This window comes from Legionella norrlandica, from assembly GCF_000770585.1.
Taxonomy (GTDB): Bacteria; Pseudomonadota; Gammaproteobacteria; order Legionellales; family Legionellaceae; genus Legionella; species Legionella norrlandica.
Window position 1 is genome coordinate 38,645 of the sequence record NZ_JNCF01000003.1, and the last position, 19,163, is coordinate 57,807.

Here is a 19,163-nt window from a genome sequence, read left to right on the forward strand (position 1 = left end):
CGACATAACGTGAATAGTTACAGGTAATCTTACTTGTTTTAGGTAGCATAGATTAAGAGGAGTGTCAGGATGAAATGTAAGGTGGGGATCTGTTCTATAATAATACTATGCAGTTCTTTGGTATTTTCTTCAAATTTAAACAATTCAGTCAATAATCCGAATGATCTGCTTCATCTGGATTGGCGTGACATCAGTGTTTCACCTGCAGTTGATTTTTATACCTATGCTAATGGTAATTGGCAAAAAAATAATCCTATCCCAGCAGATTATGCTTCTTGGGGTAGTTTTCATGTTGTTAATGAGAAAGTACAGAATATTATTCATCAGATGCTAATCAATGCATCCGAAAATAAAAAAGCCAAACCCGGCAGTATCGAGCAGAAAGTAGGAGATTTTTATTATAGTGGAATGGATGTTAAGAGTATTAATAAACTAGGGATAACTCCACTTCAACCCGAATTGATCAAAATTGAAAAAATTAAGAACTATGAAGAATTGCAGAAGGAAATTATCCATCTTCATAAAATAGGCGTAGGAGTGTTGTTCAATTTTGGCAGTATGCAAGATTTTAAGGACAGTAATTCCATGATAGGTGCTGTCATGCAAGGAGGGTTAGGCCTTCCAGATAGAGATTATTATCTTAAACAAGATGCCAAATTTAAACAAATAAGAAAAGCTTATGTGAATCATATAGCCAAAATGTTTGAGTTATTAGGCAATAATCCTGAAACAGCAGCGAAAGAAGCTGAAATCATCATGAGTATTGAAACCAAATTGGCTAAAGCGTCTATGTCCAGGTAGAACAACGTGATCCCTATGCCATTTATCATATGACGACTATTGCTGAGTTAGACAAAGCAACGCCCAATTTTTCCTGGTCTCAATACTTAAGGGCTCGAGATCAAGAAAAAATTAAAAAACTTAATTTTGCAATGCCCAATTTTTTCAAAGAAATGAATGAGTTATTGCAATCAGTTAGTTTGAACGATTGGAAAATTTATTTACGTTGGCATTTGTTAGATACCTTTGCTCCTTATTTATCAGAGCCCTTTGTTAATCAGAATTTTAAAATGGTTTCTGCATTAACGGGTACAGAAAAATTATTGCCAAGATGGAAAAGAGTAGTAAACACTGAAAATGCTGCATTAGGTTTTGCGATCGGCAAACTTTACATCGAGAAGTATTTTTCACCTGAGTCAAAACAAAAAGTTTTAGATATGCTAAAAAACATCCGATCAGTTCTAAAAGAAGACATTCAAACATTAAGCTGGATGTCACCCAAGACTCGCGAAGCTGCTTTGAAGAAACTGGATTTAATGGAGGAGCGAGTAGGTTATCCTTCTAAGTGGTGGGATTATTCCAGTTTGAAAGTGGATAGAGGTCCTTATGTTTTGAATGTTATAAGAGCCAATGAATTTTTAATCAATCGAGACCTTGACAAAATTGGTAAACCCATCGATAGAAGCGAATGGGCTATGACACCTCAAACTATTAATGCCTACTATGATCCCTCAATGAATAATCTCAATATACCTGCTGGAATATTGCAATCACCATTTTTTGATCCCAATGCCTCTGCAGCAATAAATTATGGGGCGATTGGTTATGTTATGGGGCATGAAATGACTCATGGTTTTGATGATCAAGGCGCTCAATTTGATGGCTATGGGAATTTGAAAAATTGGTGGGCTCCTAGTGATTTATCAAAATTTAAGAAAGCCACAGGATGTATCGCGGATCAATTCTCAAAATATGTGGTGGATGGGGATCTCCATGTACAAGGACAGTTAGTTGTTGGGGAAGCTTCTGCAGATTTAGGGGGTATTATTTTAGCGTATAAAGCTTATCAGCGTTCGGATGAATATAAAAATGCTAAAATTATAGATGGCGTTACTCCAGACCAACAATTTTTCTTAGGAACTGCACATGTTTGGGCAATGAACGTAAGGCCCCAACAACTTCGAAATCAAGTGACTACTGATCCTCACCCACCAGCTGTATTCAGGGTTAATGGCAGTTTGGCGAATATCCCACAATTTCAAAAGGCGTTTAATGTCCCGGATAATAGTCCTATGCTGAATAAGAATCGGTGTATTATCTGGTAAAAAAGGGAGGCTATCATGTGTCGGCTGGTTGCTTATTTGGGAAAACCTACTTTATTGGAAAATGTCTTGGTTAAACCTAAGAACTCAATCATTATGCAAAGCCTGCATGCTCGCGAAACCAAGTATCGAACAAATGGCGACGGTTTTGGTTTGGGATGGTATTCGCCAGAAATTAGCTCTGATCCAGCCTTATTTACTTCTGTTTATCCGGCATGGAATGATAGAAATTTATTGCATTTGACAGCGAAAATTCAGTCTTCCTGTTTTTTTGCTCATGTCAGATCAGCGAGTGCTGGAGGAGTAACCAATTACAATTGTCACCCTTTTATCTTTGGTGACTGGATGTTAATGCATAATGGTGAGATTAATGATTTTATTGAGGTAAAGAGGCATATAAGACATTTATTGGATGATGATATATATCACTGGGTGAAAGGTGAAACTGATTCTGAACATTTGTTTGGGTTGTTTTTGCAGTTGGCAAAAGGAAGAGATATTAATCAATTATCTGTTGCTGCTGATGTTTTGGAAGAAACAATAAGAAAAATATTAGATGTGATAAAACAATTTGGTCACAGTGGCCCCTCCTATTTTAATGTTTGCCTTACAGATGGCAAAAAAATTATAGCTACCCGTTATTGTAGTCATAAAAAGAAAAAACCCTTAACCCTGCATTACCTCAATGGGTATGTATTATCTACTCAGCATACAGGGGTAAAGGAAGAAAAGAAGCCAGCTTATATCGTTGTTTCGTCCGAACGATTGAATGATTTGGATGAAGGATGGGAGGATGTCCCACCTCAACATATGATATTAATAGATGAAAATAAGAACATTCAATTGCGTCCTTTATAAATATTGGGTTAAACTTGGCTTATTTAAACATTAAGAGACAATTATGACTAAAGAAGAAATGATTTGTAGAATAATTGCATTTATTACTAAGAAACCAAGTAATAAGAAATCTTGTTGTGGAAGGTAATGAAATACACATTATCTAATTTACTTAATTATAAAAATGAGAAAATAATTGCTCATTTTTGTCATTCTCATCCAGAATATTCTGCCAACGAAGGACGGGTGATCTTTGAGGATTTATTAGCCTGGATGTGGCTTAATGAGCAAAGACATTCTCTAGGTAAAAAGACCCATCTTTTTGGCCCGTTATTGATCATGGATGAAATGTGGCATTCTTTTATCTTACATACTCGCGACTACTTTGATTTTTCCATGAAGTATTTTGGGGATTATTTTCATCATAATGTTGAACCCTTGGGGTTTGAGCATGTTCTGGAAGAGGGAGAGTTGGCCGATTATCTGGAAGATTGTTTTAAATACCTTAGTAAAGAGTGGGTTGAAAGGCGATTTTCAGCAGCTTTTGCTGAATCAATTGATAGTTGATCATTTTCAATATGTGTTGTTAAGAACAATGGTCTAGAGCAAATTGAATAATTTCTTTAGAAAAATTGTCAGTACTCCATAAATCATTATGTTCCTTATTATCGAAAGAGATCATTTTCTTAGGCGCGTTTGCTTCTTTAAAAATGGTAAGACCTTCTTGATAGGGAATAATCTGATCCAGTTTCCCATGCAATACCAACAACGGGGCATTTATTTTTTTTATGCGCTCCAGAGAATTATACTGATCCCATGGTTTAAGAAAGCTTAATGGATAATGGTAATGTGCCAGGTTTGTTAGTGATGTAAATGGAGACTGTAGAATAACTGCACAGACAGGGTGTTCTGTGGCAAGTTTAGTCGCTACGCCTGTGCCTATCGATTCGCCATATAAAATCAAATACCTTGAAGAAATCCCATTTTGAGCCAAAAATTGAATTGCAGCTCTACCATCTTCATATAGTCCTTTTTCTGTGGGCTTACCTGGGTTGCCTCCATACCCCCTGTATTCTAATAAAAAAACTCCTAAGCCTGCATCAATGAATTGGCGTGCAAGTGGCATTCGATACCCTATATGCCCAGCATTACCATGTAAGTAAAGAATTGTTGGGCGATGTTTTACTGCGGATTTATACCAGGACTTTATAGGTAGATTATCTTTTGTGTGCAGGGAAACTACATGCATATCGGTTGCGTCGAAATGCTCAAGTTTAGGCGTGTGTCTATTAGGGAAATAGATAAGTTGCCGTTGAAATATATACATGAGCAGAATTACAAAACCCAGAATGGTAAAGCTCATCAGTACAATTTGTTTGATCATAGTCATATTTAGCTATTGAGAAGATATTATCAATTACTTTGATTATAATCCTAAAAATAGCAGTTGATCTTTATTAGAAAATCTACTGCTTATATTTAAAGAAAGTACTAACTTATCTAGGTTTAAGTTACTCCCCTTGCGCTAAGCGAAGTAAGGCTTTTTGTAATGGTTCATAGCTGCAATTCTGGCTTTCACTGATGATCGTAGTTTTAGCTTTCTCTGATAGAGTTGGGGAATTTTTTTCTATCGATTTTTGTAATTGGGGAGATGGTTCGATAACGGTAATTTTAATAGCAGATAACTGGTATAGCCCCGCCTCTTTTCTTAATTTATCTCGTAAATCAGGGAGTAGATAGCGTATTTGGGATGCAAAAGCAGCATTGGTTGTTGTAAGGAGAAGACTCCCTTTGTTAAAACTGGCAACTTGACATTTATCTGCTAAATTTTCAGGAAGAAATCGCGAAATTTTAAGAGATAATTCTTCCAACTGCATAGAGCGCTGGCAGATTTCGCTCAGTTGTTTATTTAGGCATCGATTGATTGATTTCATAAGGTTGCCTTACTTATTAGAGGGCCTGCTAAAGTGTCAGTTTACCGCAAAAAATTAGGTTTAACCTAGAAAAAGAAGTTGAAGCTATAGCGCGCTTGGTTTAGTCTGTGAAGAGACGAACTTTAACTACTACTTTTTTCTAGAGCTGCGTATAGAATAGCAAAATAATGTGAAGTGCAATATTATCCAATGAAAAACAGGTACCGACTGCTACAATTTGTTTTTCCAAAGATTATATAAAAAAGGTGAGCAATGGCTGAGAATACTACTGAAAGTAATGTTATTTATTTTACCCGCTTGCATTGGATTATATTTTTTGGCCCTTGTCTTGGTTTGGGTATTGCTATGACAATATATTATTATATTACGCAATTAAGAGAAGTCAGTCTTTTTCTCGGTTTTTTTGCTCTTATTTGGATATTCATTACCTGGGTTACTTATTATTTTTCTTCCATTACTATAAAGAAAAAGCAAGTTATTTTACGTACGGGTATCATAGTAAGACAAACAGTAGATATACCATTAAATAAAATTGAAACCATAGACATACGACAATCTATTCTAGGCAGCATCTTGAGTTATGGTACCTTGATCATCACAGGTACCGGAGGCACACGTTATCTTATAAACCATATACATAAACCATTAACTTGCCGACGCTATATTGAGCAGCTCATGAACGAGCCGCAATAAAATAGAAGGTGTTTGGCAATTGTTCCCAAGCGCCTTCATGCCTTAGTTCTCGCTAAAAATATTTTGATATATTTATGAATGAGTTTTAGTTTTTCCTGCTTGTTTTTTCATGCTATGCTACGATTAAAACTCGCGATGGGACTTGCTATTGCTCGTTTTTAATCGTAGCATGACTACAAATCAAATCGCATAAAACACCTAAAATTCACCGCAAAGGGTTAAAAAATCAACAATTATTTTGGAAATCTAGTGTGAATTACCGCTCAGACATTGATGGCTTAAGGGCAATTGCTATTTTATTTGTTTTATTTTTCCATAGTGGTTTATCCCTATTCCCTTCTGGATTTATTGGGGTTGACATTTTTTTTGTTATTTCAGGTTTCTTAATCACAAGTATTATTCAAAAATCTTTACAGAATAACCATTTTTCTTTTGTGGAATTTTATAGTAGACGATTATGGCGGCTGCAACCTGTTTTTATCTGTCTGATTGTTGTTACTACGTTAGTCGCATTATTTTATTATTTGCCCGATGATCTGCTGCTTTTTAGTAAAAGTGCTCGCAAAACTTCAATTTTTACATCGAATGTATTTTTTAAAAATGTAACTAGTAATTATTTTTCTCCTGATAGCAATCAGTTGCCACTCTTACATATGTGGTCCTTATCTATTGAATGGCAATGTTATCTGATCTTACCAGTTGCTATCTATTTACTTCATAGGTTGTTTGGTCACAATCATATGACAAAGGTTATTTACTTGCTGGCTATTGGTTTTTTAAGTTTATCTATGTATTATTCTTGGAGTAATCCTGCAAAAACCTATTACCAATTGACCAGTCGTATTTTTGAATTTTTGATTGGCGCTTGTGTTACTTTGGGCTCGAATCGGTTCTTAATCAATAAGAGTTTATTAAATGCAATCAGTATACTGGCCATTATAACGCTGTTTTATATAGCGATGCACGTTGATGTTAATGCAGGCTATCCTAATTGGTATACTTTAATTTTATGTCTTGCGACGGCTGTATTGATTGCTGTCGGGAGGCAAGAGCCAAAACTGATTGCCAGCCAAGTTCTCTCATTAAAGCCGTTAGTATTCATAGGGTTGATTTCCTATTCCTTATATATTTGGCATTGGCCTTTATTTGCCTTGATTCGTTATTTGAATATTGAAGAGTCTAATTTGGTATTACTGCTTACTTTTGGGATAGTGTTTATCATAGCTTATCTTTCTTGGCAATTTATTGAAAAACCTGCAAGGAAATTACATCAAATCAAATTTGGTTATACTGTGGCTTGTTTGTTTATTCTCCCGGTTATTGTTACTCACCTCTGCGATCATTTAATTAAAAAGAACATAGGTTATCCTCATCGTTTTAAGGAAGCTGCCCAAATTTATGTAGAATTAAATAAATACAAAAGTGTGCAAAGACCTTTGTGCCTTGAGAGAAAGAGCGTCGAAGTAGATAATCAATGCGTTTTAGGGGCCCAAAATTCAGGTAGCCATAATGGATTTATGATAGGAGATTCTTATTCCAATCAGTATTGGAGATTTATGGATACCTTTGCAAAAAAAGCTAATGTGTCTATTTTAGCTCACGCAACAGTGGCGTGCCTTGCTTTGCCTGGAATATATCAATTTGATGTGAATATTAAAAATAAGATTTATCAAGAATGTCATGATCAAACGGATCGCTATTTTAATATGATTAAAGCAAATCATTATGATTATGTTATTCTTGGACAAAACTGGAATGGTTATTTAGGTGATAAAATCATTAATCAATTAAATGACGTCCGTTCACAAGAACTTTCTCAAAAGCGCATCGAAAAGGCTTTAGATGAAGCTTTACAAATTATCACTGCTTCTGGGGCGAAACCAGTATTAATCAAGTCAATCGCTCTCTCTAAGGGGAATCCATACAGCTGTTTCTTCGAACATATTAAACTGCGAAAAAAATACAATCCTGAGCAGTGTGATTTTAAATTAGATGTAGCTGAACAACGTTGGATTGATACGTTGTTTACAAAAATGGGAAAAAAATATTCTCAATTAATAATTATTGATCCTCGTTTGGTTCAGTGCCCATCAGGAGTGTGTCGGGTCGCTATTCATGATGTCCCTGTATTCCGTGATTCAGGGCATATTACAGATTATGCGTCTTATCATCTAGCCCAATTGTATTTGCAAAAAAACAAGAATCCTTTAGTGATTTGATATGGTTGGGCAGCAAGTAAGTGGCAACAGTCCTGAATTTTTAATTCAAGACAGTTGCTAAAGAGTCAACTCTAATTTTCTTTCTCAGAATAATCGCAGCCTTCACGAGGGCAGATAATTTGGCGACCAAATTTTTTGCTTTCTTTTAGAGTTAAAATAGGCCAACTACATTTAGGGCAAGGCACATTAATAGGTTCATTCCACAGAGCATAATCACACTTAGGGTAATCTCCGCAAGAATAAAAGATTTTACCTTTTCTTGATTTTCGTTGCAGGATCTTGGCTTGATGACATTTAGGACAAGTTACTCCTGTATCAGCAGGTTTTTCCAAGGGCTCCATATGTTTGCATTGAGGATAATTACTGCACCCGATAAATCTTCCATAGCGTCCGGTTTTAATATGTAGACTACCATGGCATAAAGGGCAATTTCGTCCTTCAACGATTTCAGGCTCTGATTTCTCATTATCTTGACCACTTATATCCTGGGTGTAATCACACTCTGGATATCCAGTGCAGCCAATAAAACGCCCACGCTTACCGAGTCTTATTGATAATGGCTTTTGACACTTAGGACATTTTTCGTCTAATAATTCTGTAGTCACGTCTTTTCGTTGGACTTGTTCATCAATATTCTGGATTTGCTGAACAAAAGGCTGCCAAAAATCTTCCAAGACGGGAATCCAATCTTTTTCTCCACGAGCAATCGCATCCAGAGTATCTTCAAGACCAGCTGTAAATTGGTAATCGACGTATCGAGTGAAGTAGTTCGTCAAAAATCTATTGACTATCCTGCCGACATCGGTCGGCAAGAATCGTTTTTTGTCGACTATTACATATTCTCGTTGTTGCAAGGTATGGATGATAGTGGCATAGGTAGATGGCCGTCCTATATCATATTCTTCAAGCGCTTTAACTAAAGTGGCTTCAGAGTATCTTGGAGGAGGCTCAGTAAAATGTTGATTAGTTTCAATATCCAATATTTTTACTTTCTCACCAACAGTGAAAACAGGTAAGATTTTGTCTTCATTATCTTCTTCTTTAGAGTCGTCTTTGCCTTCTTCATAAACAGAAAGGAATCCTGGGAAGGTTACTGTTGAACCATTGGCTCTGAACAAATTGCCTTTTCCACAGCTGAAATCTACGCTAACGGTATCCAAAATGGCGTCAGCCATTTGACAGGCTACAGTTCGTTTCCAAATTAAACTATATAGTTTAATTTGATCACCTGTCAGTGAGTGTTGTACTTGTTCCGGGGTTCTTTGAATGGATGTAGGTCTAATAGCTTCATGCGCTTCCTGCGCATTTTTCGATTTGGTTTTATAAATTCTGGGGGTCTGTGGGCAATTATTTGCTGTATAGCGTTGAGTAATATATTGACGAATTTCTTCAATTGCTTCATTAGCCAGATTGACAGAGTCAGTGCGCATGTAAGTGATTAAACCTACTGTTCCTGTGCCTATGTCAATACCTTCATATAATTGCTGCGCTATCATCATGGTTTTACGAGCAGTAAAACCTAATTTTCTTGCTGCTTCCTGTTGTAATGTGGAAGTAATAAATGGTGGAGAAGGTTTGCGTTTACGTTGTTTTTTTTCAATCTGGGTAACTGTTAAAAAACCTTGGGACTGATTGATCAGTTGGTTTTTAATTTCATGCGCCTGCTCTTGCTGAGTGACTGTAAATTGTTGTAGCTTCTCTTCATTAAAGTGAGTTAATCGTGCTTCAAATTCTGTGGTGGCATGGGTGCATTTTGCAATTATTTTCCAGTATTCTTGAGAAATAAAACGCTCAATTTCCTCTTCACGCTCAACGATTAATCTAAGTGCAGGGCTTTGGACTCGTCCGGCAGATAATCCTCGTCTAATTTTTTTCCACAATAATGGAGAAAGGTTAAAACCAACTAAATAATCAAGAGCACGCCTGGCTTGTTGAGCATTAACCAAATCCATAGAAATTGATCTGGGGTTAGTGATAGCTTCTTGAATAGCCGCTTTAGTGATCTCATTAAAGAAAATTCTGTGTACGGACTTGTCTTTCAAAAGATTTCTTTCTTTCATTAATTCAAAGATATGCCAGGAAATGGCTTCGCCTTCTCTATCTGGGTCCGTGGCAAGCAATAGTGAGTCTGACTTTTTAAGTGCTTTTGCTATGGTATCAATATGTCTCGCATTCTTTTCAATAGGAGCATAAGTCATAGCAAAATGCTGCTCGGGATTGACTGATCCTTTGCGAGCAGGCAGATCACGTACGTGACCATAAGAGGCTAATACGTCATAATCACTTCCCAGGTATTTTTGAATTGTTTTTGCTTTTGCGGGCGATTCAACGATCACCAAGTGTTTACTCATATAAAATGAACCTTATCCTTTATTGGTTGTCAATGCTCTCTAACAGTTCATGAATAGGCTTATCAGCTACAAAATTTTTAGTGAATTGTTAGTTCATCTTCTGTTTGGTATAGCACAAGATCAAGAAAAGTTAATTGTTCCTCATTCAAATTAGATGCAAGAGCATTTCTTATAGTCCATTTAGTTTCTTGTAGGGTTACGATACGAGATTCGGAAAATTGCAATTGACCAATTATTGATTCAAATTGTTCAACATCAATGATGTTCCATAATTTCATACGCATTAGAAATTGATAACTGGCTTTGGTCAATTTCATTTGTTCTTCATAGGTAATAATACGTGTTGATTTTTTATGGGCAGATTTGATAAATAATGATTGCTCTTCGGTATTTAAAAGATCGTCTTCAAGCAATTGATTTTGCGCATCTTGATCATTGAGTTTATGGTCTTTCTGAAGTTGATTAAGACTTTTTTCAAACAAATTCAATAACATTTCAAACAAATTATCTTTCATATTCACACCTTATGTAGCCACCAGGGACTGCTATAATGGCCCCTTGTAGTTCTAGTTCAGCCAGCTCACTTGTGATTTGCTCTACACTATAGCCACTACGCACAACGATTTGATCTATAGTAGTAATTTCAAAACCAATGAACTTTACTAGGTTTTCCTTACTGCTGGCAAGGGAAAAAATTGGTTTATTAGAAATGACTTGATCATGATCTATTCGTAGTTCTTCGAGAACATCGGCCACCGAGGTTACTAATTTTGCACCTTGTTGTAATAAGTAGTGGCAACCTCTAGCCAAAGGATTATGAATGGATCCTGGAATGGCCAATACATCTCTGTTTTGTTCCACAGCCATTCTTGCTGTAATTAAAGAACCGCTCTTAATTGCTGCCTCGATAACCAAAATGCACAATGATAGACCGCTTATTATACGATTTCTGAGTGGAAAATGTCCAGCGATTGGTGGACTTTTTAAAGGAAACTCACTTAATAAAAGGCCATTCTCAGTGATTTGCTCAGCCATTTTTATATGGCGCCGTGGGTAGATGCAATCAATTCCTGTACCTAAAACGGCTATTGTTTGTCCTCTGGCTTCCAGGCATCCTAAATGAGCGTGGGCATCAATGCCTAGAGCTAAACCGCTCACTATGGTTATTCCATATTTTGCAAGTTCTTTGGAAAATTCCCGGGCATTTTCATTTCCTGTAATAGATGAATTGCGGCTTCCTACGATAGCTAAATTAGGTTGCTCTAAAGCGGATAGTTGACCTTTGGCATATAAAACAATGGGAGGATCGGCAATTTCTTTGAGTAATTTGGGATAATAAGGGGAGTCCCAAGTTAAGATATGGTGATTTTCTGATGAGTTTAACCAGTTTAAGTCAGCATTTATAAGATCCAAATTAAAATCTTTGATGGTTTGTGCTAAAAGAGGAGGTAAGCCTGCCTGTTCTAGTTCAGAACCCGAGAGCTGGAACATTAAATTTAAATCTGGCCATTTTTTAAGTAATTTTAGAACGGTTCGAGGGCCAATTTTATTCATCCTATTTAGGGCGAGGAAGTGGCGTAGATTGTTCATGGGTTAGTTACTGTATCTAATAAGTGAATGGCTCGTGTGGATCTCACAATTAAGGCATAACTGGCTTTGGTGAAAACTCGAAATACCATAGCTTCCCCAAGGCGTTCTTGGGGCAGAGTAATAGGCCACATATGATTTTTAGGATCATTGACAATGCGCTTTTTACCGTAGATAGCAAGAACATCTCCAGGTTTTAATCCTGATGTTTCTCCAAGATTAATTATTATCACTCCTCCTACAGCTTCCTGGGTATTACCAACAGGCATATTATCTGGCATCTCAATAATATACCCTTTCACTTGCCTTGAAGGGGTTTCAGGTTCAAAATACAATTCAAGTTCTGGGTGGTTATTAATAAGAACCTTATCCTCTATCTTAATGCCGACATTGATGTTGGTTAATAGCACCGTTGCTGGTTCTCCACCTGCAAGCAGCTCGCCATAACCCACCAATACGGCTTTATAGCCTAGCAATTCATGGGTTATAGGATCGAAGTAATTTCGTCCTCCTCTGAAGATAGAATATCCAATTGTACTTCCTTGAGGCATTTCTTTAGAGGAGTGGAGTCCTTTGACATAGACTTCATCTCCTTGTCCGCCTAGCATTCTTTCACTTTGTAGCGCCACTATATAAGGAGCTCTGCTCAGTACATCAACATCTAAAATTAAAGATTCATCTAAAAAAGGTTTGATATCACTTAATGGAATAGGTGGCACAGCATCTTCACTTGGAGTGATTCTTATATTAGGGGATAGTTTGACAGTTCCGTTAGACAAGACTCTGATATAAGGAATGTTTTGGTAATATTCCAGAGAAAGTATTGCACCAGGATACAGACGATCTGGGTTTTGGATATTGGGGTTGGCACGCCATAGAGCTTTCCATTCCCAGGGGTTTTTAAGGTAGCGACTAGAAATACTCCATAAAGTATCACCTGGTTGTACGACATAACGAGAAGGGGAGTCTAATCTTAGACTTAAAGCATGGCCAAAGGAGGAGAGTATCAAGCTGAAAATGAGGAGGTAATATCTCATACATCAATCCTTTTGTTAAACTTTGGCATCTTGCAGCATTACCGCATATAGAGGATAATATCACGATTACTGTGTGGAGAACTAGATAAACAATGGCAATCCGTAAGATTCTTTATTTACCTGATGAGCGGCTAAGAAAAATTGCTAAGCCTGTAGAAACGTTTGATGAGAGTTTGCAAGTTTTAATTGATGACATGTTTGATACGATGTACGATGCTCGAGGAGTTGGACTCGCTGCCCCGCAAATAGGTGTCAGTTTGCGATTGTCTGTTATTGATATTGTTGGAGACAAAAAGGAACAAATCGTTATTATTAATCCTGAAATAGTTTCTGCTCAGGGTGAAAAGGAATTTGAAGAAGGTTGTTTGTCTGTTCCCGGAGCTTATGATGTGGTCGTTAGAGCTGAAAAAGTAACAGTTAAAGCGTTAGACCGGTTTGGTAAGCCTTTTGAAATCACTGGTGAAGGATTATTGGCTGAGTGTTTACAGCATGAAATTGATCATTTAAACGGTAAATTATTTGTCGATTTGTTATCTCCATTAAAAAGAATGATGGCACGTCGTAAATTAGATAAATTCAAACGATTGCAAGCTCGCAAATCATGAAAGGTTTAACGATTGTTTTTGCTGGAACCCCTGAGTTTGGGTTACCTTGTCTTGACGCTATAATTCAATCTAGACATCACCTGAGGGCTATTTATACTCAACCTGACAGGCCTGCTGGGCGTGGTCGTAAGCTGCAGGAATCCCCTGTAAAAGAGTGGGCAGTAAAGCACCACATACCTGTTTATCAACCCGTTAATTTTAAAAGCCAGGAAACGATCAACGAACTTGCTTCATTAAAGCCTGATGTCATGGTTGTCATTGCTTATGGGTTAATATTACCGAAGGCTGTTTTGGAAATTCCTCGTTTAGGCTGTATCAACGTCCATGCTTCTCTATTACCACGTTGGCGTGGTGCATCCCCTATTCAACATGCCATCCTACATGGTGATGTGCAATCAGGGGTGACCATTATGCAAATGGACGTCGGAATGGACACAGGGCCTATGTTAAGTAAAGTAGAATGCCCTATTACTCTAGTGGATACTGCTGGTAGTTTGCATGATAAATTAGCTCAAATTTCGGTGAAACCCTTATTAGATACTTTAGATGCATTGGAAACTAATTCGGTGCAATTTGAGAGACAAGCTAATGAATTAGCCACTTATGCTGGTAAAATTAATAAGGAAGCGGCACGTATTAATTGGCAGGAGTCTGCTCTAGAAATCGATAGAAAGATTCGTGCTTTTAATCCGTGGCCTATTGCATACACATTGGTTGGAGAGTTGGTACTTCGAGTGTATCAAGCTAAAGTAGTGGATAGAGAGTGCGCCCATACTCCCGGTATGGTGCTCAGTATTGATAAGAATGGGATGTTGGTAGCTACTGGTAATAAGTTCTTGTTAGTAGAGAAGATCCAGTTTCCAGGGGCAAAAGTTATTTCAATTAGGGAGTGGCTAAACTCTGGGAAAACACAATTACATAATGGTTTGATATTGCAATGAAAATCAACGATCGTTTGCAAGCTTTAAAAATATTAACCGCTTTACTACAAAACAAAAAATCCCTGTCTCACTTAATGTCTAATGAAGGCATTTCCCCTATGTCTAAGGAAATTTGCTACGGATTTTGCCGGCATTATTTTCGTTTACAAGCTATTGCTGATAGTTTGTTAAATAAACGGCCCAAGGACAATGCAGTGTGGATAGTCTTATTAATAGGTATTTATCAATTGCAATATATGAGAAAGCCCGATTATGCCGTTGTTAAAGAGACTGTCTCGTTGCTTGAACAAATAAAGAAAGTCTGGGCAAAAGGGTTGATTAATGCGGTACTAAGAAATTTTTGTCGTCAACAAAACGATATTTTAACCAAGTTGGAAAAGGATCCAGTTGTTTTGTATGGTCAGCCTGATTGGTTGCTTCAGCGTTTGCAAAAAGACTGGCCAAATGATTGGCAATGTATTGCTGCAGCGAATGATAGTCATCCTCCGATGACTTTGAGAGTCAATGTACGGAAAAATTCAGTGGAAGATTACCTGACTTTACTAGAAACTTCAGGTATTGACGCTTTTAAGCATTTGATGGCGTCTGATGGTATTACTTTAGTAAATCCGTGTGATGTAAAAGAACTTCCTGGTTTCGCAGAAGGCTGCGTATCGGTTCAAGATGGTGCAGCTCAACTGGCTGCCCAACTGTTGTCTTTAGAATCGGGACAAAGAGTACTGGATGCTTGTTGTGCTCCCGGCGGAAAAACTTGCCATATTTTGGAGCGAGAGCCAAATCTCGACTTATGTGTTGCATTAGATCTCGAATCCAAAAGATTGCAGCGGGTCAGAGAGAACTTAAATAGGTTGGGGTTACAGGCTACTGTAGTGCAAGGAGACGCGTTATCCCCTAAAGATTGGTGGGATGGCTCCCTGTTTGATCGTATTTTATTAGATGCTCCTTGTTCAGCTACCGGCGTGATAAGACGTCATGCGGATATTAAATTATTAAGAACAAGGGAAGAAATTCTGACTATTACTAATTTACAAACTACGATGTTGGAATCTTTGTGGCCTCTTCTGGCGACCGGCGGAGTTATGGTTTATGCCACTTGCTCCATTATTCATGAGGAAAATGAACTCCAAATTGCACGGTTTGTTACAAGACATGCCGATTGTAAAGTGCTTAACGATCATTGGCCTTGGGGTAGGTGGACTGGTCATGGTCAACAGATTTTGCCTGGAGAACAGGGTATGGATGGTTTTTTTTATAGTGTTTTAACGAAGGGATGAAAAAATGATAATTAATTGGCCTATGATTATTGTTTTATTTTGTTTATCCGTTCCAGGCGTTTTGATTGCTATACATCGGCTGGTTTATTTTTTATTGGCGAATAATACAGAGCAATTAAAAAAAAGGTTTAGTCGTTTTGTGGTATTTCAGACATTATTTACGGTATTTATCATGAGTTTTGCAGGTTCCGTTTTGTCACCACGTACGGGGTTGGGCGATTCTATATTAGAAAATTTGCTGCAAGGGAAGGCGAGTTTAAACGCTTTTCAATCTATTTTATTACCGACCGTATTATATGCTCTTTTGGGTTTAGTTATATTTTGTGTGTTGTATTATGGGTTGGTTGGTTCTATATTGGACGAAAAAAGTTTTAACATAATGTCCAGACTGAGATCTGTTATAGGACTTGATGGCTGTGTGCTTTATGGAGGAGTTGTAGAAGAAGTCATTGCCCGGTGGGGTTTAATGAATGTAATAACTTTTTTTGCCTTATTGTTCACTAGCCAAATTAATCAAGAAATTATTATTATTTCAATATTTTTAAGCGGATTTATTTTTGCCGTGGGGCAAATCCCTGCTTATATTGCAGCAGGGTATTCATCAACAAGACGATTTCTTTATTCCTTTATAACATTAAGCCTTTGGCAATCATTACTTTTTGGTTTTCTATTTTGGCAGTATGGGTTGATTTCTGCTATCCTAGCTCATATGTTATTTCACCTTGGTTGGGATCGGTACGATAAATTATCATAGATTTTTTATACCTACTGTGGTTCTGTTCGGTTCCATTCTAACGCTGATTATGAAACAATTCCTTGTCTTTAATCAATTGATTTGATTTATGCAAACTCAGTTTTCTTACTTACCTATTGAAAGCTTACAGGCAGGGCAATACCAGCCCAGGCAAGATTTTAATCCAACAATATTACAAGAGTTGGCCCAATCAATCGCTTCACAGGGATTAATCGAACCCTTAGTTGTGAGGCCGATTGCAAAACAGCGCTATGAAATTATTGCTGGGGAAAGAAGATGGCGTGCGGCAAAATTAGCAGGATTAAATGAGGTTCCCTGTTTAATTGGTGATTATACTGATAAACAAGCTTGTGCTTTGACCTTAATTGAGAACATTCAACGTCAGGATTTGAACTTAATTGAAGAAGCTGCTGGTTATAAGCGTTTGATTGATGAATTTCATTACCATCAGGATGAAATTGCTGTATTGGTAGGAAAATCCCGTAGCCATATTGCTAATGTCCTGCGTTTGCTTGGCTTATCAGATAAAGTTAAACAATTGATTAGGGATAAGGTGTTATCTCTTGGGCATGCTCGAGTATTGGTAGGATTAAGTGTTGGACAACAGGAAATGTTTGTAAGTCAAGTCATTGAGAAGGATTGGTCGGTCAGGCAATTAGAGCAAGAGATTAAGTCTTATAAAAGTAAAAATATTGATGCCCCTAAAAATCCTAAGAAAGACAGAGATATTGAGAGGTTGCAGACTATCTTGGCAGAGCAAGTTGGTGCTCCTGTTCAAATTGTAAACGATAGTGAAGATGGAGGATGGTTAAAAGTAAAATTTTTTGATAATGATACCCTTGCAGGGCTTTTGGAGCGTTTGGGCTTGAGATATGATTAGCGTATTGGTGGTGAAATTAACTCAGAAGTTATCTCAATGTATCAAACGATTCAACCTATTTTATATATTGAAATTCAATATTAAGGAAAATATTTAGATGAAAAGGACATTAGCTGGGGTATGCTTGTGGGCGGTATGGTCAATTTCATCCCATAGCGCTAGTATGCAAATTGATGTGGATAGATTAATTAACCGCTTAAATCCTCATGTAAACCTGGGGATAGTAGTTACTGATTTAACTTCTGGTGAGACTTTATATAAGCGAAATGCTAATCGTTTATTTATTCCTGCCAGCAATATGAAGCTTTTTTCTGAAGCTGCAGCCCTTATGGCGCTTGGGCCGGATTACCAATTCAAGAATCAACTTAGTACAAATGCTACTCAATTGCAGCAAGGGGTTTTGAATGGGAATTTGTATTTGCATCTAAGTGGAGATCCTTCATTTAGTAGAGAAGATTTACGATCATTGCTTTCTTCTCTAAAGGATTGGAATATTACTGCTGTTCAGGGCAATGTAGTTATTGATAGTAGCTTAATGTCCATCCCTGCCTACCCCCCAGGTTGGTTAACTGCTGATTTATCTTATAGTTATGGTGCTCCTATTGCGCCTCTAATGGTGGATTCAAACAGATTAACCATCACCGTAAACCCAGGAGCTAAAGCCGGGGATCCAGCAATTGTAGAAGTAGATGATGGTGGCGGTACTATCCATCTCAATAATCAAGCTACGACGAAGGCGAGTGCCAAGGGATGTGGTGTGGGACTTTATTTAGATCCTGAAAATAATTTAACAGTGAGGGGATGTGTTGGATTGGGACAGTGGGCTGTGCAACAACGCATAGCAATAAAGAATCCTTTTGTATACGCTCAAGGAATGATTATAAATGAGCTTGCTAAGGCTAATATCAAATTGAATGGACAAGTTGTGCTTGCAAGAGCCCCTGCAGGTACTTTATTGATTGCTACTCGTTATTCAAAACCGATTTCGCAACTTATGGCCGATACCCTGAAACCTTCTGATAATTTATATGCAGACAGTTTATATTTGCATGCAGCTGCTAAAATTAAAGGAGCTCCAGTTGATTGGAAACAGGCGCAACCTGTGATTAAAAACTTTTTACAAAAAGAAACAGGAATAGATTTAAAAGATTCCATCTTTACAGATGGGTCGGGACTATCACGTTATAATTTGGTAACTCCTGAACAGACTATGGCGCTTTTAAAATTTTTATATCAACGTTTTCCATTATCCTATGAATACATAGCTGCTTTACCTATTTCTGGGCGCGATGGTACTTTACAAAAACGATTTAAAACTCCAAATCAACAAGGTTTTGTTCGTGCAAAAACTGGAACTATGACCGGAATGAATAGTTTATCCGGATATTTGTATACTGCTAATGGGCACACTTTGGCTTTTGCTATGTATATTAACAGGTTGCCCGGAAAGCCAGCGGGGCCAGGACGTCCACTATTGGATGCGTTATGTACCTATTTCTTGCAACAAAGTCCAACAAGTAGCCGCTTGGCACGAGTATTTTCCCCTCATGCTCGCATCAAGTTCCAATTGAGTCCTACTCAAGGTGAGTTACAAAGAGCTCGCCAGGCAAGATGGAGGAATTTTGAAACTGTAGTAAGACAGGCTCTGAGAGGGCAAAATGTCAATGTAGTTTTTAGGGGTAATGAATTAATTGTGACAGACAATCAAGCTAATGCGAATAGTGTTTGGAAAGCACTGCAATCAGTTGGAAAAAAATACTCATTTGCAGTCGCTCTGTCATCCAAAATATTGCCTGTTACGCCTTCGAACAAACCTTTACTCCTCTGGGTGCAGATTCCATGGTCTGAGGATAAGGCAGAGAGAACCTGGATAATTCGGGAGGCTGTATAAAGAGTAATAATACAAAGTGAGCAGCCCGTATTAGTAAAGTATAATATGGGGCTCATGT

General features: G+C 37.5%; 16 protein-coding genes and 1 pseudogene. 11 read left to right on the plus strand and 6 right to left on the minus strand.

The window, feature by feature from the left end:
* Nucleotides 1-69 precede the first annotated feature (69 nt).
* The 3 genes and pseudogenes from OK13_RS15975 to OK13_RS01335 all read left to right on the plus strand — a co-directional run bounded on the left by OK13_RS15975 (nt 70) and on the right by OK13_RS01335 (nt 3,506).
* Nucleotides 70-2,105 (plus strand): annotated as a pseudogene (locus tag OK13_RS15975) (M13 family metallopeptidase).
* A 15-nt stretch (nt 2,106-2,120) separates the two neighbouring features.
* A complete protein-coding gene (locus OK13_RS01330; protein WP_035886883.1) occupies nt 2,121-2,960 on the plus strand; it encodes a class II glutamine amidotransferase in 840 nt (279 codons plus the stop codon).
* Between the two features lie 126 nt (nt 2,961-3,086).
* Nucleotides 3,087-3,506, plus strand: a complete 420-nt coding sequence (locus OK13_RS01335) for a glycine-rich domain-containing protein (protein ID WP_035886886.1) — start codon at nt 3,087-3,089, stop codon at nt 3,504-3,506.
* A gap of 19 nt (nt 3,507-3,525) precedes the next feature.
* Here the strand turns inward: OK13_RS01335 and OK13_RS01340 are convergent, their stop codons facing one another.
* Together OK13_RS01340 and OK13_RS01345 are read right to left on the minus strand one after the other, a co-directional pair.
* Complete coding sequence (locus tag OK13_RS01340) at nt 3,526-4,323, minus strand: alpha/beta hydrolase (protein ID WP_035886999.1); 798 nt, start codon at nt 4,321-4,323, stop codon at nt 3,526-3,528.
* Nucleotides 4,324-4,450: 127 nt separating this feature from the next.
* Complete coding sequence (locus OK13_RS01345) at nt 4,451-4,873, minus strand: DciA family protein (RefSeq protein ID WP_035886888.1); 423 nt, start codon at nt 4,871-4,873, stop codon at nt 4,451-4,453.
* Between the two features lie 252 nt (nt 4,874-5,125).
* Between OK13_RS01345 and OK13_RS01350 the strand changes: the two genes are divergently transcribed.
* Nucleotides 5,126-5,566, plus strand: a complete 441-nt coding sequence (locus OK13_RS01350; protein WP_035886890.1) for a PH domain-containing protein — start codon at nt 5,126-5,128, stop codon at nt 5,564-5,566.
* Nucleotides 5,567-5,817: 251 nt separating this feature from the next.
* On the plus strand, nt 5,818-7,785 hold the full coding sequence (locus tag OK13_RS01355; RefSeq protein ID WP_035886892.1) for an acyltransferase family protein: 1,968 nt from the start codon (nt 5,818-5,820) through the stop codon (nt 7,783-7,785).
* A 71-nt stretch (nt 7,786-7,856) separates the two neighbouring features.
* Here the strand turns inward: OK13_RS01355 and topA are convergent, their stop codons facing one another.
* The 4 genes from topA to OK13_RS01375 form a co-directional block, all read right to left on the minus strand.
* A complete protein-coding gene (topA, locus tag OK13_RS01360; protein ID WP_035886894.1) occupies nt 7,857-10,136 on the minus strand; it encodes a type I DNA topoisomerase in 2,280 nt (759 codons plus the stop codon).
* A gap of 77 nt (nt 10,137-10,213) precedes the next feature.
* The gene (locus tag OK13_RS01365) at nt 10,214-10,651 is read right to left on the minus strand and encodes a DUF494 family protein (RefSeq protein ID WP_035886896.1); all 438 of its coding nucleotides are present in this window, start codon (nt 10,649-10,651) and stop codon (nt 10,214-10,216) included.
* Nucleotides 10,641-11,726: a DNA-processing protein DprA gene (gene dprA, locus OK13_RS01370; RefSeq protein WP_035886902.1), complete on the minus strand. Its 1,086-nt coding sequence runs from the start codon at nt 11,724-11,726 to the stop codon at nt 10,641-10,643. Before dprA ends, OK13_RS01365 begins: the two co-directional genes overlap by 11 nt.
* Nucleotides 11,723-12,760, minus strand: a complete 1,038-nt coding sequence (locus OK13_RS01375; protein WP_035886904.1) for a LysM peptidoglycan-binding domain-containing protein — start codon at nt 12,758-12,760, stop codon at nt 11,723-11,725. The genes dprA and OK13_RS01375 overlap by 4 nt, the downstream gene beginning before the upstream one ends.
* Nucleotides 12,761-12,852: 92 nt before the next feature.
* Between OK13_RS01375 and def the strand changes: the two genes are divergently transcribed.
* The 6 genes from def to dacB all read left to right on the plus strand — a co-directional run bounded on the left by def (nt 12,853) and on the right by dacB (nt 19,105).
* Complete coding sequence (gene def, locus OK13_RS01380) at nt 12,853-13,365, plus strand: peptide deformylase (protein WP_035886905.1); 513 nt, start codon at nt 12,853-12,855, stop codon at nt 13,363-13,365.
* On the plus strand, nt 13,362-14,306 hold the full coding sequence (gene fmt, locus OK13_RS01385) for a methionyl-tRNA formyltransferase (protein WP_035886907.1): 945 nt from the start codon (nt 13,362-13,364) through the stop codon (nt 14,304-14,306). Before def ends, fmt begins: the two co-directional genes overlap by 4 nt.
* Entirely contained in the window at nt 14,303-15,580 is a 1,278-nt protein-coding gene (rsmB, locus tag OK13_RS01390; RefSeq protein ID WP_035886909.1) for a 16S rRNA (cytosine(967)-C(5))-methyltransferase RsmB, read from the plus strand. Before fmt ends, rsmB begins: the two co-directional genes overlap by 4 nt.
* A 4-nt stretch (nt 15,581-15,584) precedes the next feature.
* Nucleotides 15,585-16,334: a CPBP family glutamic-type intramembrane protease gene (locus tag OK13_RS01395; protein ID WP_035886911.1), complete on the plus strand. Its 750-nt coding sequence runs from the start codon at nt 15,585-15,587 to the stop codon at nt 16,332-16,334.
* A gap of 88 nt (nt 16,335-16,422) precedes the next feature.
* On the plus strand, nt 16,423-17,214 hold the full coding sequence (locus tag OK13_RS01400) for a ParB/RepB/Spo0J family partition protein (protein WP_035886912.1): 792 nt from the start codon (nt 16,423-16,425) through the stop codon (nt 17,212-17,214).
* A gap of 97 nt (nt 17,215-17,311) precedes the next feature.
* Entirely contained in the window at nt 17,312-19,105 is a 1,794-nt protein-coding gene (gene dacB / locus OK13_RS01405; protein ID WP_035886915.1) for a D-alanyl-D-alanine carboxypeptidase/D-alanyl-D-alanine endopeptidase, read from the plus strand.
* Nucleotides 19,106-19,163: the final 58 nt, after the last annotated feature.